This window comes from Mitsuaria sp. WAJ17 (assembly GCF_014174515.1).
Classification (GTDB): domain Bacteria; phylum Pseudomonadota; class Gammaproteobacteria; order Burkholderiales; family Burkholderiaceae_C; genus Roseateles_B.
This window is the reverse complement of sequence record NZ_JACJUG010000002.1, coordinates 38,591-52,703: the sequence shown is the minus strand read 5'-3', so window position 1 is coordinate 52,703 and position 14,113 is coordinate 38,591. Positions and strand designations below refer to the sequence as shown.

Here is a 14,113-nt window from a genome sequence, read left to right as displayed (position 1 = left end):
AGTTGCCGGGGCTCTTCAACGCCCACCATCCATGAGCAACGAGAACCATACCCCCGACACCGCCGCCGATGCCGCCACCTCTGCCACCGAGTTGAGCCCCGAGCAGAAGCTGGCCGATCTGGAGGCCCGCCTGGCCGAGATGTCCGACGCCTACCTGCGCGCCAAGGCCGAGGTGGAGAACATCCGCCGCCGCTCGGACGAGGAGATGTCCAAGGCCCGCAAGTTCGCCGTGGAAGGTTTTGCCGAGGCCATGTTGCCCGTGATGGACAGCATGGAAGCCGCCATCGCCCGCCCGGATGCCCGTGTCGAGCAGGTGCTGGAAGGCGTGCACGCCACCCGCCGCCAGTTGGCCGCCGCGCTAGAGCGCAACAAGGTGCTGGAAATCAATCCGGCCGCCGGCACCAAGTTCGATCCGCACCAGCACCAGGCCATCTCCATGGTGCCGGCGGACCAGGAAGCCAATACCGTCGTCGCGGTCCTGCAGAAGGGCTATTCCATCGCCGAGCGCGTGCTGCGCCCGGCCCTGGTGACGGTCGCCGCCCCCAAGTAATTCACGGTGCGCGGCCCTTGAAAGACCGCGACCCAACCGCATTTCGTCCTTAACGAAACCAGATTCAGGATCAGGAGCAAAAAATCATGGGAAAGATCATCGGTATTGACCTGGGCACCACGAACTCGTGCGTGGCCGTCATGGAAGGCAACACGACGCGCGTGATCGAGAACGCCGAGGGCGCTCGCACCACCCCGTCCATCATTGCCTATCAGGAAGATGGCGAGATCCTGGTCGGCGCCTCGGCCAAGCGCCAGTCCGTCACCAACCCCAAGAACACCCTCTACGCGGTGAAGCGCCTGATCGGCCGCAAGTTCACCGAGAAGGAAGTGCAGAAGGACATCGACCTGATGCCCTACACCATCGCCGCCGCCGACAACGGCGACGCCTGGGTGGAAGTGCGCGGCAAGAAGTTCGCGCCGCCGCAGGTCAGCGCCGAAGTGCTGCGCAAGATGAAGAAGACGGCCGAGGACTACCTGGGCGAGGAAGTGACGGAAGCCGTGATCACGGTCCCGGCCTACTTCAACGACGCCCAGCGCCAGGCCACCAAGGACGCAGGCCGCATCGCCGGCCTGGACGTCAAGCGCATCATCAACGAGCCCACCGCCGCAGCTCTGGCCTTCGGCCTGGACAAGCACGGCAAGGGTGACCGCAAGATCGCCGTCTATGACCTGGGCGGCGGCACCTTCGACATCTCCATCATCGAGATCGCCGACGTGGACGGCGAGATGCAGTTCGAGGTGCTGTCGACCAACGGCGACACCTTCCTGGGTGGCGAGGACTTCGACCAGCGCATCATCGACTACATCATTGCCGAGTTCAAGAAAGAGCAAGGCGTCGATCTGACCAAGGACGTGCTGGCCCTGCAGCGCCTGAAGGAAGCCGCCGAGAAGGCCAAGATCGAGTTGTCCAACTCCTCGCAGACCGACGTCAACCTGCCCTACATCACGGCCGACGCCACGGGTCCGAAGCACCTGAACATCAAGCTGACCCGCGCCAAGCTGGAGTCGCTGGTGGAGGAGCTGATCGAGCGCACCATCGCTCCCTGCCGCACCGCCATCAAGGATGCCGGCGTGGCCGTGGGCGAGATCGATGACGTGATCCTGGTCGGCGGCATGACCCGCATGCCCAAGGTGCAGGACAAGGTCAAGGAGTTCTTCGGCAAGGACCCGCGCAAGGACGTGAACCCTGATGAGGCCGTGGCCGTCGGCGCTGCCATCCAGGGTCAGGTCCTGGGCGGTGAGCGCAAGGACGTGCTGCTGCTGGACGTCACCCCGCTGAGCCTGGGCATCGAGACCCTGGGTGGCGTGATGACCAAGATGATCAAGAAGAACACGACCATCCCGACCAAGTTCAGCCAGACCTTCTCGACCGCTGAAGACAACCAGCCGGCCGTGACCATCAAGGTCTACCAGGGCGAGCGTGAGATGGCGCAGGCCAACAAGAGCCTGGGCGAGTTCAACCTGGAAGGCATCCCGCCCGCCATGCGCGGCACGCCCCAGATCGAGGTGACCTTCGACATCGACGCCAACGGCATCCTGCACGTCAGCGCCAAGGACAAGGGCACGGGCAAGGAGAACAAGATCACCATCAAGGCGAACTCGGGCCTGTCCGAGGCCGAGATCGAGAAGATGGTGAAGGACGCCGAGGCCAACGCCGCCGAGGACAAGAAGAAGGTCGAGCTGGTCCAGGCCAAGAACCAGGGCGACGGCCTAGTGCATTCGGTCCGCAAGTCCCTGAGCGAGCACGGTGACAAGCTGGAAGCCGGCGAGAAGGACAAGATCGAAGCCGCCATCAAGGAGCTGGAAGAGGCCCTGAAGGGTGACGACAAGGCCGCCATCGACGCCAAGTCCGAAGCCCTGATGACCGCCAGCCAGAAGCTGGGCGAGAAGATGTACGCCGACGCGCAGGCCCAGCAGGCAGCCGGCGCAGCCGAAGCCGGTGCCCAGGCCCAGCAGCAGGCCTCCGCCAAGCCGGCCGACGACAACGTCGTGGATGCCGAGTTCAAGGAAGTCAAGGACGGCAAGTAATCGACGGCCCGGCCCCGCAGGCGAAAGTCCGCGGGGTGTGCTGACCCGCCGCGCCCACGCCTGGGATCACCCCTTGGCCCCCGGCGCGGCGCAATTGTTTGAGAAGCCAGGATCCGCCCATGGCAAAGCGTGACTATTACGAAGTCCTCGGCGTCGCCAAGAACGCCAGCGACGAGGACATCAAGAAGGCCTACCGCAAGCTGGCCATGAAGTACCACCCGGACCGCAACCAGGGTGACGGCGCCACCGCTGCCGAGGAGAAGTTCAAGGAGGCCAAGGAGGCCTACGAGATGCTTTCCGACGCCCAGAAGCGCGCGGCCTACGACCAGTACGGCCATGCCGGTGTCGATCCGAACATGGGCGGCCGCGGCGGCCCGGGCGCTGAAGGTTTCGGCGGCTTCGCCGAGGCCTTTGGTGACATCTTCGGCGACATCTTCGGCGGTGCTGGCGGTCGTCGCGGCGGTGGCCAGCAGGTCTACCGCGGCAGCGACCTCTCCTACGCGATGGAGATCACGCTGGAGGAAGCGGCCCGCGGCAAGGAAACCCAGATCCGCATCCCCGCCTGGGAGTCCTGCGAGACCTGCAACGGCAGCGGGGCAAAGCCTGGCACCTCGGCCAAGACCTGCGGCTCTTGCGGCGGCTCGGGCACGGTGCACATGCGCCAGGGCTTCTTCAGCGTGCAGCAGACCTGCCCGCACTGCCACGGCAGCGGCAAGATCATTCCCGACCCCTGCACCAGTTGCAACGGCCAGGGCAAGATCAAGAAGACCAAGACGCTGGAGGTCAAGATCCCGGCGGGCATCAACGAGGGCATGCGCATCCGCTCGGCCGGCAATGGCGAGCCCGGCGTGAACGGCGGCCCGGCAGGCGATCTCTACATCGAGATCCGCATCAAGCAGCACGACATCTTCGAGCGTGACGGCGACGACCTGCACTGCACCATGCCCGTGGGCATGACCACTGCGGCGCTGGGCGGCACCATCGAGGTCCCGACCTTGGGCGGCAAAGCCGAGATCGATCTGCCCGAAGGCACGCAGCACGGCAAGACCTTCCGCCTGCGCGGCAAGGGCATCAAGGGCGTGCGCTCCAGCTATCCGGGCGACCTCTACTGCCACATCAGCGTGGAGACGCCGGTCAAGCTCACTGAGCACCAGCGCAAGCTGCTCAAGGAGCTGGACAAGAGCTTCAAGGACGGCGGCGAGCGCCACTCGCCCAATGCCAAGAGTTGGACGGACCGGGTCAAGGACCTGTTCAAGTAAGCCCCGACGCGCCGAGCACGACGCGCTGCGAGCCCCCCTTGAGGGGCTCGATTTCTTTGCAGCGTGGTAATTTGGCCGCAGCCTTGCGGGATATTGAGCATCAAGTCGCGCAGGAATTGGTCGAAGATCGTCGAAAGAGTTCAGGATTGAATCGCCCCATGGCGGGACACCCCCAGTGACCCATGCAGATGCTCGACAAGGACATCCAGGACGCCTGCGCCCTGGTCATCGACAGCAACGCCACCTCGCGCAGCCTGATGGCGGCGCAGCTGCGTGAGTTGGGCGTAGGCACGGTGCGCCAGGCCACGCGGGTCAAGGACGCCCGCATCATCCTGGAGCACAAGGCCTATGACATCGTCCTGTGCGACTACCACTTCGACGGCTCCGACATGTCCGGCCAAGACCTGCTGGACGAGCTGCGCCGCGAGAACCTGCTGCCCTACTCCACCGTCTTCGTGATGGTGACCGGCGAGGCCACCTACGCCAAGGTTGCCGAGGCGGCCGAGGCGGCCCTGGACGCCTACCTGATCAAGCCCTACACCAGTGCCTCACTGTCTGACCGGCTGAGCAATGCGCGCCACCGCAAGCGGGTGCTCAAGGACATCTTCGAGGCCATCGAGCAGCAGAACTTCGAGCTTGCCGCGCAGCTGTGCCTGAAGCGCTTCGAGGAGCGCGCCCAGTTTTGGCTCTATGCGGCGCGCATAGGCGCCGAGCTGCTGCTGCGCCTGAACCGGCTAGAGGATGCACGCGCCCTCTACGACGCCATCATCGAGGCCAAGACCGTGCCCTGGGCGCGCCTGGGCGTGGCCCGCACCGAGCTGGCCTCGGGCAATCTCGTGGCGGCCAAGCGCACGCTGGAGGCCCTGATCGGTGACATGCCCGACCATGCCGACTCCTATGACGTCATGGGCCGCGTGCAGATGGAACAGGGCGAGATCACCGACGCCCTGCGCACCTACCGCACCGCGGCCAATCTCACGCCCGGCTGCCTGCTGCGCCAGCAGCGTGCGGGCACGCTGGCCTTCTATGCCGGAGAGCGCGACGAGGCCCTGAAACAGCTGGAGCGAGCCATGATCAATGGCCTGCGCTCCAAGCTCTTCGACATGTTCACCCTGGTCCTGATCGCGCTGATGCGCTTCGACCAGCGCGACGGCAAGAACCTCAAGCTGGTGCATGAGGCCATGCTGCGCGAGATCGAGCGGGCGCCCAAGGCCATGCGCCTGCAGCGCTTCGGCGCCATGATCCAGGGCCTGCGCCTGCTGTACGAGCGCCGCGTGGCCGATGCCCTGCAGCTGGCTCGCGACATGAGCCAGGAGCTGGGCAGCGACGCCTTCGACCTCGAAGCGGCCAGCCTGCTGCTGGCCTTCTGGATCCGCTTCTCGGGGCAGGAAATCCAGCTGGAGGAGATCAAGGACCTGATCACCCGCATCGGCCTGCGCTACTGCACCTCCAAGGCCAGCACCGAGGTGCTGATCGCCATGTGCGAGAAACAGGAGATGGCCATGACCGAGCTGCGCGAATGCCATGCGCGCATCTTCGGCATCGCCGAAACGGCCATGCGGCACACCATGCGCGGCAGCGCCCGCACGGGCGTGGAGCTGCTGATCCAGCAGGGCGGAGAAACGCGCAACGCCAAGCTGATTGACATGGCCCAGGCCGTGCTGAAACGCCATGCCGAGAAGATCGAGGACGCCGAGGACCTCAACGTCCAGATCGAGGCCCTGCAGAAGCGCTTCGTCCTGCCTCTGGGCGTGACCATCTCGCGGCGCAATGTGCGCCAGGCCGGTGGCTTGGCCCTGCGCAGCTGAAGGCCCTGCCGCCTGCCGTCCCGGCAGGCCCTGAAAGCACCCGGCCGGACCTCGCGACCGCCGGTTCGGTCATCGGTCTGGGCCACAATGCCGGGCGTCTCACGCCCAGGTCTACTGCATGAAGCGATCCAATTTCCAAGCCCAGGCCAAGCACTGGTCTCCGCTCACGCTGAGCTGGCTCGCCGCCCTCTGGCTGGGCCTGCTGGCCAACTGGCCCCTGTGGCAGCGCATGCTGGCCCTGCCCGAGCTGCAGGGAGGCAAGGGCTGGGGCTTCATCGCCCTGTTCGCCGGCATGGTCATCGCCCTGCATGGCGCACTGCTGAGCCTGCTGGCTTGGCCACGGCTCTTCAAACCGGTGCTGCTGCTGTGCCTGATCAGTGCGGCTGCCGCAGCCCACTTCATGGGCGCCTACGGCACGGTGATGGACCCGACCATGATGGTTAACGTTCTGCAGACCGATGCCAAGGAAACGCGGGACCTGCTGAGCCTGCGCCTGCTGGCCAGCCTGGTGGTGCTGGGCCTGCTGCCCGCCGTCTGGCTCTGGCAGCGGCCGGTGGCGCCCCAGGCCTGGGCGAAGCGGCTGGGCCTGAACCTCGCCGGATTCATCGGCGGCCTCGCGCTCATGGTGGGCCTGGCCATGAGCAGCTACGCCGACCTGGCCTCGACCATGCGCAACCACCCCGCGCTGCGCTACATGATCAACCCGCTGGCCTCGTTCTGGTCCCTGGGCGTTGTGGCGGTCGAGTCGAACAAGGCGCCCGCGGGCCCGCCCGCCGTGGTCGCGGCCGATGCCCGATGGCAGCCCAGCGACCCGCAGGCCCGCCCCCGCCTGCTGGTGCTGATGGTCGGCGAGACCGCGCGCGCCGCCAATTTTTCCCTGAACGGCTATGGACGGCCCACCAACCCGCGACTGGCCGGACTGGACGTGTTCAGCTTCCGCCAGGTCAGCGCTTGCGGCACGAGCACGGCGGCATCCCTCCCCTGCATGTTCTCGCACCTGGGGCGCAGCGCCTACCTGGACCAGGGCGCCGACCAGGAAAACCTGCTCGACGCCCTGCATCGTGCCGGTCTGGCCGTGCTGTGGCTGGACAACCAGAGCGGCTGCAAGGGCCTGTGCGAGCGCGTGCCGCATGCGCACGCCACACAGGCCGCAGGTTCGTCGCCCTTCCCCCCAGGGCTCTGCGAAGGCGGCGAGTGCCTGGACCTGGCCTTGCTCCACGACCTCGACACGCGGCTGCAGTCCCTGGATGCGCAGCGCCGCAAGCGGGGCGTGGTGCTGGTGATGCATCCCATGGGCAGCCATGGGCCGGCCTATTTCAAGCGCTCGCCGGCAGGTCAGAAGCCCTTCCAGCCCGAGTGCCGCAGCAATGCCCTGCAGCAGTGCCCGCGCGAGCAGGTGCTCAACGCCTATGACAACAGCCTGGTCTACGCCGACACAGTGCTGGCCGAGACCATCGCCTGGCTGGAGCGTCAGCAGGGCTTCGACGTGAGCCTGCTGTATGTGTCAGACCATGGCGAGTCCCTGGGCGAGAACAATCTCTACCTGCACGGCGTGCCCTATGCCGTAGCGCCCAAGGAACAGACCCAGGTGCCCTGGATCGTGTGGCTGCCCGAGACCAGTGCGCAGCGCTTTGGCGTGGACAGGCGCTGCCTGCGCGAGCAGCTGGACCGCCCCTTGTCCCACGACTGGTTGAGCCACACCGTGCTGGGCCTGGCCGAGGTGCGCAGTGCCATCTACCGGCCCGAGTGGGACCTGATGCGCACTTGCCGCAAGGCCTCGTGAGCCCGGCCCCTGCAGCGGTGGCAGGCGCTTCAGTCCAGCACTAGAACAACTCGCCCTGTGCCGCCGCCGGCCCCGCAAGCGGCGCCTGCGGTCGCATGAAGAGGGTCAGGTCCATGGGCGTGCGTTCCCGGTTCAGGCCCAGGCGCGTGCAGGCCTTGCGCATGCGCTGCTGCAGCAACTCGGCCCAAAGCCCTTCCCCCTGCATGCGGCTGCCGAAGCGGGGGTCGTTGTCCCGGCCGCCGCGCAGGTCGCGCAGGCGGGCCATGACCCGGGCCGCGCGGTCCGGGTAGTGCTGCAGCAACCAGTCCTGGAACAGCGGGTTCACCTCCCAGGGCAGGCGCAGCGGAATGCTGAAGGCCGAGCGCGCACCGGCCTCGGCTGCCTGCTCCAGGATGCGCTCAAGCTCGGGCTCGTTGATGAAGGGGATCAGGGGCGAGACACTCACCCCCACCGGCACCCCCGCCTCGGCCAGGGTACGCAGGGTCCGCAGGCGCCGGTGCGGCGCGGCAGCCCTCGGCTCCAGGATGCGCGCCAGGGCCGGGTCCAGCGTGGTGATGGAGACATAGACCGCCGCCAGGCCCTGGGCGGCCATAGGCGCGATCAGGTCCAGGTCCCGCTCCACGCCGGAGGACTTGGTGACCAGCGAGAAGGGATGGCGGTGCGCGGCCAGCACCTCGATCACCTGGCGCGTGATGCCCAGCCGGCGCTCGATGGGCTGGTAGGCATCCGTGGCGGTGCCTATGCACAGCAGGCGGGGCTGATAGCGCGGGCGCGAGAGCTCGGCGCGCAGCCGCTCGGCGGCATTGACCTTGGCGACCAGGCGGGTCTCGAAGTCCAGGCCCGGCGACAGGCTCAGGTAGCTGTGCGTGGGTCGTGCAAAGCAGTAGATGCAGCCGTGCTCACAGCCCCGGTAGGGGTTGATGGACATGTCGAAGACGATGTCCGGGGACTGGTTGCTGGAAAGGATGCTGCGCGCCTGCTCCTCGATCACCTGTGTTTCAGGGGGCAGGTCTTGCTCCTGGACCTGCTGGTCCAGGCTGCCCCAGCCATCGTCGAAGACCTCGCGCCGGTCCCGCTCGAAGCGGTGGGCGATGGCCCAGGCGCTACCGCGCCCCTTGATGGCCTGGGGCCAGGGCAGCACCTGCACGCCCTCAGCGCCTTCAGAGTCGGCGAAGAGGGCGTCGGCGGGGTCGGGAAGTGTGCTGGACATACTGTATTTTCATACAGTACTCTATCTTTTCAAGCCCCCACCCTCGCACGGAATAGGGATGATCAGTATTCGTCGCCCGCCGGGCCCACATACCCCGGCGCCAGGTTCTCGAACTTTGTGTGCATGCGCTGGAAGGCCAGCTTCACCGTGCCCACCGGGCCGTTACGCTGCTTGGCGATGATGATCTCCGCCACACCGGGCTCCTTGCACTCTTCCTTGGTGTAGTACTCGTCACGGTAGATGAACATGATGATGTCGGCATCCTGCTCGATGGCGCCCGATTCGCGCAGGTCAGACATCATGGGCCGCTTGTCCGGCCGCGTTTCCACGCTTCGGTTCAGCTGCGAGAGCGCGATCACGGGGCAGCGCAGCTCCTTGGCCAGGGCCTTGAGGCCCCGCGAGATCTCGCCCACCACCGTGGCACGGTTCTCTTCGCTGGCACCGCCGTTGCCGCTCATCAGCTGGAGGTAGTCGATGATGATCAGGCCCAACTGGCCGCACATGCGAGCTTGGCGGCGGGCACGAGCCCGCACCTCGCTGGGCGAAAGACCGGGGCTCTCGTCGATGAAGATGGAGGCCTTGCCGAGCTTGTCCACCGCCTCGGAGAGACGGCTCCATTCGTCATCCGCCAGGCGGCCGGTGCGCAGATGGCCCTGGTCGATGCGGCCGATGGAACCCACCATACGCAGGGCCAGCTGGGCTGCGCCCATTTCCATGGAGTAGATGACCACCGGCAGGCCTTCATTGATGGCCACGTTCTCGCCGATATTGATGGCGAAGGCCGTCTTGCCCATGGAGGGGCGCGCGGCCAGGATGATCAGGTCGCCTGGCTGCAGGCCCGCGGTCATGCGATCGAGGTCATAGAAGCCGGTGCGCACGCCGGTGACGTCCTCGGCGCCCTGCTCGGCCAGTTCGTTGACGCGATCGATCAGTTGCACGACCAACTGGTCCATGGACTGGAAGCCCTGCTTGCTTCGCGAACCTTCCTCGCCGATGCGGAAGATCTTGCCTTCGGCCTCATCGAGGATCTCGGTCACGGCCCGTCCCTGGGGCGCCAGGGCGGCGGTGGCGATCTCGTCGCTGGTGGTGACCAGCTTGCGCAGGATGGCGCGCTCCCGGACGATCTCCGCATAGCGGCGCAGATTGGCAGCGCTGGGCACGCTCTGTGCCAGGTCGTTGAGGTACTTGAGACCGCCGCAGTCGGCCGCCTTGCCCAGGGAGGTCAGCTCCTCGAAGACCGTCACCACGTCGGCTGGCTTGCCCGCGTTGATCAACTTGCCGAGGGCGGCAAAGATCTGCTTGTGCTCGAAGCGGTAGAAGTCGGTCTCGGTGAGCAGGTCACCGGCGCGGTCCCAGGCCGAGTTATCGATCAGCAGGCCGCCCAGCACGCTTTGTTCCGCCTCGACGGAATGCGGCGGCACGCGCAGGCGGGCCACTTCTTCGTCACGAGGGGTACCGGGGGTCGGGGAAACGATGGCGTTCATGAAACTGCGTCGGTCTGTGGCTCTGCCTTGCCCAGCTGCCTGGCTTCACGGCCGGCGGCGGCGCGAAGCTGTGGACAAGTCTGTGCATGACATGGGGGCAGCCCTGTATAACTGACAGCCCCCAAAATGACAAAAGCCGACGGCCAGGAAGGCTGTCGGCTTCGGAGATTGTGCAGCACGCGAGGCGCCGCACAATCAGGATTTGGCGAAGGCTTATTCGGCCTCGGCCACCACCTGGACGGTGATTTCCACGACCACGTCGGTGTGGGCAGCGACGTTCACGGGGAACTCGCCCACGGCCTTCAGCGGCCCATGAGGCATGCGCACTTGAGCCTTGATCACAGCAAAGCCGGACTTGCTCAGGGCGTCAGCGACGTCAGCATTGGTGACGGAACCGAACAGGCGGCCGTCCACGCCAGCCTTCTGGCTGATGCGGATGGTCTTGCCGGTCAGGCTTTCACCCAGGGCTTGGGCGGCGGCCAGCTTTTCAGCAGCAGCCTTCTCCAGCTCGGCGCGCTTGGCTTCGAATTCCTTGATCGCGGCCTCGGTGGCACGGCGTGCCTGGCGGGTCGGGATCAGGAAGTTGCGGGCGTAGCCGTCCTTGACCTTGACGATGTCACCCAGGTTGCCGAGGTTGGCCACCTTTTCAAGCAGGATCACTTGCATGGTGTCTTAACTCCTCAAACCTTGTGCTGGTCGCTGTAGGGCAGCAGAGCCAGGAAACGGGCGCGCTTGATGGCGACGGTCAGCTGACGCTGGAAGAAGGCGCGCGTGCCGGTCAGGCGAGCGGGCGTGATCTTGCCGTTTTCAGCGATGAAATCACGCAGCGTGTCCACGTCCTTGTAGTCGATCTGCTCGACACCGGCGACGGTGAAGCGGCAGAAACGCTTGCGACGGAACAGCAGCGATTGTTGGTTGCGCTTGGGCTTGCGGTCCTTGGAGAACCGACCCTTACCACGTGCTGGGGGCATAGTGTGACCTCTTAACTATTCAATCCGGATACGAATCAGGCGCTACGAGCCTCATCCAGGGCGGTGACATGGAACAACGTTCCACGGCCGTTGCGCTGGGCGCTGAGGAAGCCGCTGAAGCGGGCTTGACCTCCGATGCCGAGCGTCTGGATGCGCTTGACGATCTCTCCGATCACCACCGCCCGGATCTCCAGGGAGACCTTGCGGGGCCTTCCGGCTTCCTGAACCTCGGATTCGGCTTTGAGGCTGAAATCCAGGGCCGGCATGCCAGCGGGGGTGTAGCGGATCAAACCGACTTCCTGTACCTGCGCGGTGAGCAATAGCTGATTCACTGCAGACGCGGGTACGGCTCGCGACAGAGCCTGGGGCTTAGGCTTCCTGAGGAGCCTTGCGGGCTTCCTCGCGCTCGACCGCCTTCATCATGACGGAGGGAGCGGTCTCGGCCTTGCTCTTGACCACGGTCATGTGGCGCAGCACGGCATCGTTGAAGCGGAAGCCGGTTTCGAGCTCAGCCAGGGTTTCCTTGCTGCATTCGATGTTCAGGCACAGGTAGTGCGCCTTGGCCAGCTTCTGGATCAGGTAAGCCAGTTGACGGCGGCCCCAATCTTCGACACGGTGAACCACACCACCACCGGTGGTGATCAGGCCCTTGTAACGTTCCAGCATGGCCGGAACCTGTTCGCTTTGATCCGGATGGATCAGCAGAACGATCTCGTAGTGACGCATAAACACTCCTTGTGGATTCCAGCCGAGCTCCCGAGATGGCAGCCTGGCTGAGGAAGCCGAACCCCAGCGTCTTCTCTGGGTCCGGCAAGGGAAAGCCCGCGATTGTAGCCGCAAAATGCGGCACTTACCAAATGCTGTCCATTCGGCAAGATCAGCGGCCTGAGTGACGAGACCCGCCCCCGCACACAGGGCCGGCCCCGTGGCGCCCGCCTGGCGGTCCGAGCTCAAGGCGGCGGCTGGTGCAGCAGAGCGATGCGCTCGCGCACCTGCTGGCTGGGCGCAGGCGTGAGCCAGCTCACCAGCAGCATGACGAGCACGCCGGCCGGGATGCCGAACAGGCCCGACGAGATGGGCTGGATGCCCCACCAGGTCTGAGCCGGCCCGGGCACGCCCAGGCTGGCACGCAGCATGGCGCTGGCATGGACCATGTAGTACACGGTCACGCAAAGGCCGGTCAGCATGCCGGCCAGGGCGCCCTGCTTGTTGGCTCGGCCCCAGAAGATACCCAGCACCAGGGGCGGCACCAGGGTCGCCCCGGCCAGGGAGAAGGCAGCGGCCACCATGAAGAGGATGTCTGCGGGCTTCTGCGAGGCAATGGCCGCTGCGCTGAGCGCCGTGGCCAGCAGCAGGGCCTTGGAGAGGGTCACGCGCCGGGTCGCCGAGGCGCGCGGGTTCACGCCGCGGTAGTAGACATCATGCGTCAGTGCGCTGGAAATGGTCAGCAGCAGGCCATCCGCCGTGGATAGCGCCGCGGCCAGGCCGCCTGCGGCCACCATGCCCGAGATCACATAAGGCAGCCCCGCAAGCTCCGGCGTGGCCAGCATGATGATGTCCCCGCCGATGCGCAGCTCGGCCAGCTGCAGGATGCCGTCGCCATTGACGTCAGTGATGGACAGCAGGGCCGGATCCACGCGCATCCACTGCCCGATCCAGCCGGGCAGCTCCGCGATGGGTGTGCCGATCAGCCCGTTGAAGATTTCGTACTTGACCATCACCGCCAGGGCCGGCGCAGTGAAGTAGAGCAAGGCGATGAAAAACAGGGACCAGGCCACCGAGTAGCGCGCTTCGCGCACCGTGGCCGTGGTGTGGTAGCGGATCAGGATGTGCGGCAGCCCTGCGGTGCCCACGGCCAGGCAGAAGACCAAGGCCAGGAAGTTGCGGCGCGAGCGATCGAATTCCTCGCGCTCATCCAGCGTGCCGTCGGGCTTGCCCGCGAAGGGCTGGGCGTGGGGCGGCATGCCGGCCAGGGGTCGGGCCAGGTGTTCATCCTGCTGGCGGGCGCGGGTCCAGCGCTCCTCGGCCTCGGCGGGCGTTTTGGGCAGGGCGGCGCGCTGCTTCTCGGCCTGCTGGATCTGCGCCAGCGTGGCCTCGCGGGCCTTGAGCTCGGCAATGCGCCGCGAGGCCTCGGCACGCTCGCGCGCCAGGGCTTGTTCGGGGTCCTGGAGCTTGCGCTCGTAGTCGCGGGCTCGGCTGGCGAAGAACTCGCGCACCGAGGTCTCGCCTGGGTCGCGCACCAGTTCCTGCTCGCGCTCGGTGATGCGCTGCACCTGGTAGCCGTAGACCGCCTGCGGGACGGGCACCCCCGTCTGCTTGACCGAGAGCCAGACCACAGGCACGAGATAGGCCAGGATCAGCACGATGTACTGCGCCACCTGTGTCCAGGTCACCGCCCGCATGCCCCCCAGAAAAGAGCACACCAGCACGCCGCCCAGACCCACGAAGACGCCGATCTCGAAGGTCAGCCCGGTGAGCCGCGTGGTGATCAGGCCCACGCCGTAGATCTGGGCCACGACGTAGATGAAGGAGATGACGATGGCCGCGGCGGCCCCCAAGAGGCGGACCCACTGGCTGTCGTAGCGCTGACCCAGGAAGTCGGGGATGGTGAACTGCCCCAGCCGTCTCAAGTAAGGCGCCAGCAACAGGGCCACGAGGCAGAAGCCGCCCGTCCAGCCCAGCACGAAGGCCAGGCCGCCGTAGCCGCTGAGGTACAGCGTGCCGGCCATGCCGATGAAGGAGGCGGCGCTCATCCAGTCCGCCCCGGCCGCCATGCCGTTGTAGAAGGCCGGCACGCGGCGCCCGGCCACGAAGTACTCCTCCGGGTCCGTGGTGCGGGAGATGATGCCGATGCCCGCATAGACCAGCACAGTCACCGCCAGGAAGCTGAAGCCGATCCAGCTCTTGGGCATGCCCCCCTGCTCAAGCAGCGCGAGCAGGGCGACGAAGAGCACGAAGCCCAGCGTGAAGCCCGCGTAGATGCGGTTCAGGCGTGGCAACAAGGGGCGCGAAGGCATG

At 66.3% G+C, this 14,113-nt stretch carries 12 protein-coding genes; 5 read left to right on the top strand and 7 right to left on the bottom strand.

All coding sequences use genetic code 11. The features are described from left to right. Positions 1-31 precede the first annotated feature (31 nt). From grpE to H5407_RS01825, 5 genes are all read left to right on the top strand, one after another. Positions 32-550 (top strand): nucleotide exchange factor GrpE, encoded by a 519-nt coding sequence (gene grpE, locus H5407_RS01845; RefSeq protein WP_183102715.1) that lies wholly within the window; start codon positions 32-34, stop codon positions 548-550. Positions 551-636: 86 nt separating this feature from the next. After that, positions 637-2,580, top strand: coding sequence for a molecular chaperone DnaK (gene dnaK / locus H5407_RS01840; protein WP_183102714.1), 1,944 nt, complete (start codon positions 637-639; stop codon positions 2,578-2,580). A gap of 119 nt (positions 2,581-2,699) precedes the next feature. After that, positions 2,700-3,839 carry a molecular chaperone DnaJ gene (gene dnaJ, locus H5407_RS01835; protein WP_183102713.1) on the top strand — a complete coding sequence of 380 codons (1,140 nt, stop codon included), beginning with the start codon at positions 2,700-2,702 and terminating at the stop codon, positions 3,837-3,839. Positions 3,840-4,021: 182 nt separating this feature from the next. Beyond that, on the top strand, positions 4,022-5,647 hold the full coding sequence (locus H5407_RS01830; protein ID WP_183102712.1) for a response regulator: 1,626 nt from the start codon (positions 4,022-4,024) through the stop codon (positions 5,645-5,647). Positions 5,648-5,765: 118 nt separating this feature from the next. Beyond that, positions 5,766-7,430 (top strand): phosphoethanolamine transferase, encoded by a 1,665-nt coding sequence (locus H5407_RS01825; protein ID WP_183102711.1) that lies wholly within the window; start codon positions 5,766-5,768, stop codon positions 7,428-7,430. A gap of 40 nt (positions 7,431-7,470) precedes the next feature. Here H5407_RS01825 and H5407_RS01820 read toward each other — a convergent pair whose 3' ends face one another. From H5407_RS01820 to H5407_RS01790, 7 genes are all read right to left on the bottom strand, one after another. Further along, the gene (locus H5407_RS01820; RefSeq protein ID WP_183102710.1) at positions 7,471-8,640 is read right to left on the bottom strand and encodes a PA0069 family radical SAM protein; all 1,170 of its coding nucleotides are present in this window, start codon (positions 8,638-8,640) and stop codon (positions 7,471-7,473) included. A 62-nt stretch (positions 8,641-8,702) separates the two neighbouring features. Next, on the bottom strand, positions 8,703-10,124 hold the full coding sequence (gene dnaB, locus H5407_RS01815) for a replicative DNA helicase (RefSeq protein WP_183102709.1): 1,422 nt from the start codon (positions 10,122-10,124) through the stop codon (positions 8,703-8,705). A 213-nt stretch (positions 10,125-10,337) separates the two neighbouring features. Beyond that, positions 10,338-10,790 carry a 50S ribosomal protein L9 gene (gene rplI / locus H5407_RS01810; RefSeq protein ID WP_183102708.1) on the bottom strand — a complete coding sequence of 151 codons (453 nt, stop codon included), beginning with the start codon at positions 10,788-10,790 and terminating at the stop codon, positions 10,338-10,340. A gap of 14 nt (positions 10,791-10,804) precedes the next feature. Then, positions 10,805-11,095 (bottom strand): 30S ribosomal protein S18, encoded by a 291-nt coding sequence (gene rpsR / locus H5407_RS01805; RefSeq protein WP_183102707.1) that lies wholly within the window; start codon positions 11,093-11,095, stop codon positions 10,805-10,807. A gap of 35 nt (positions 11,096-11,130) precedes the next feature. Next, the gene (gene priB / locus H5407_RS01800; RefSeq protein WP_255501015.1) at positions 11,131-11,415 is read right to left on the bottom strand and encodes a primosomal replication protein N; all 285 of its coding nucleotides are present in this window, start codon (positions 11,413-11,415) and stop codon (positions 11,131-11,133) included. Positions 11,416-11,464: 49 nt separating this feature from the next. After that, positions 11,465-11,821: a 30S ribosomal protein S6 gene (gene rpsF, locus H5407_RS01795; protein ID WP_183102705.1), complete on the bottom strand. Its 357-nt coding sequence runs from the start codon at positions 11,819-11,821 to the stop codon at positions 11,465-11,467. Between the two features lie 224 nt (positions 11,822-12,045). Further along, on the bottom strand, positions 12,046-14,112 hold the full coding sequence (locus H5407_RS01790; protein WP_183102704.1) for a VC_2705 family sodium/solute symporter: 2,067 nt from the start codon (positions 14,110-14,112) through the stop codon (positions 12,046-12,048). Position 14,113: the final 1 nt, after the last annotated feature.

Bases quoted from the DNA above. Each gene is read 5' to 3' on its own strand.
- rplI (WP_183102708.1), bottom strand. From the start codon at position 10,790: ATGCAAGTGATCCTGCTTGAAAAGGTGGCCAACCTCGGCAACCTGGGT.
- H5407_RS01820 (WP_183102710.1), bottom strand. From the start codon at position 8,640: ATGTCCAGCACACTTCCCGACCCCGCCGACGCCCTCTTCGCCGACTCT.
- dnaJ (WP_183102713.1), top strand. From the start codon at position 2,700: ATGGCAAAGCGTGACTATTACGAAGTCCTCGGCGTCGCCAAGAACGCC.
- H5407_RS01790 (WP_183102704.1), bottom strand. From the start codon at position 14,112: ATGCCTTCGCGCCCCTTGTTGCCACGCCTGAACCGCATCTACGCGGGC.
- rpsF (WP_183102705.1), bottom strand. From the start codon at position 11,821: ATGCGTCACTACGAGATCGTTCTGCTGATCCATCCGGATCAAAGCGAA.
- dnaB (WP_183102709.1), bottom strand. From the start codon at position 10,124: ATGAACGCCATCGTTTCCCCGACCCCCGGTACCCCTCGTGACGAAGAA.
- dnaK (WP_183102714.1), top strand. From the start codon at position 637: ATGGGAAAGATCATCGGTATTGACCTGGGCACCACGAACTCGTGCGTG.
- rpsR (WP_183102707.1), bottom strand. From the start codon at position 11,095: ATGCCCCCAGCACGTGGTAAGGGTCGGTTCTCCAAGGACCGCAAGCCC.
- H5407_RS01830 (WP_183102712.1), top strand. From the start codon at position 4,022: ATGCAGATGCTCGACAAGGACATCCAGGACGCCTGCGCCCTGGTCATC.
- grpE (WP_183102715.1), top strand. From the start codon at position 32: ATGAGCAACGAGAACCATACCCCCGACACCGCCGCCGATGCCGCCACC.
- H5407_RS01825 (WP_183102711.1), top strand. From the start codon at position 5,766: ATGAAGCGATCCAATTTCCAAGCCCAGGCCAAGCACTGGTCTCCGCTC.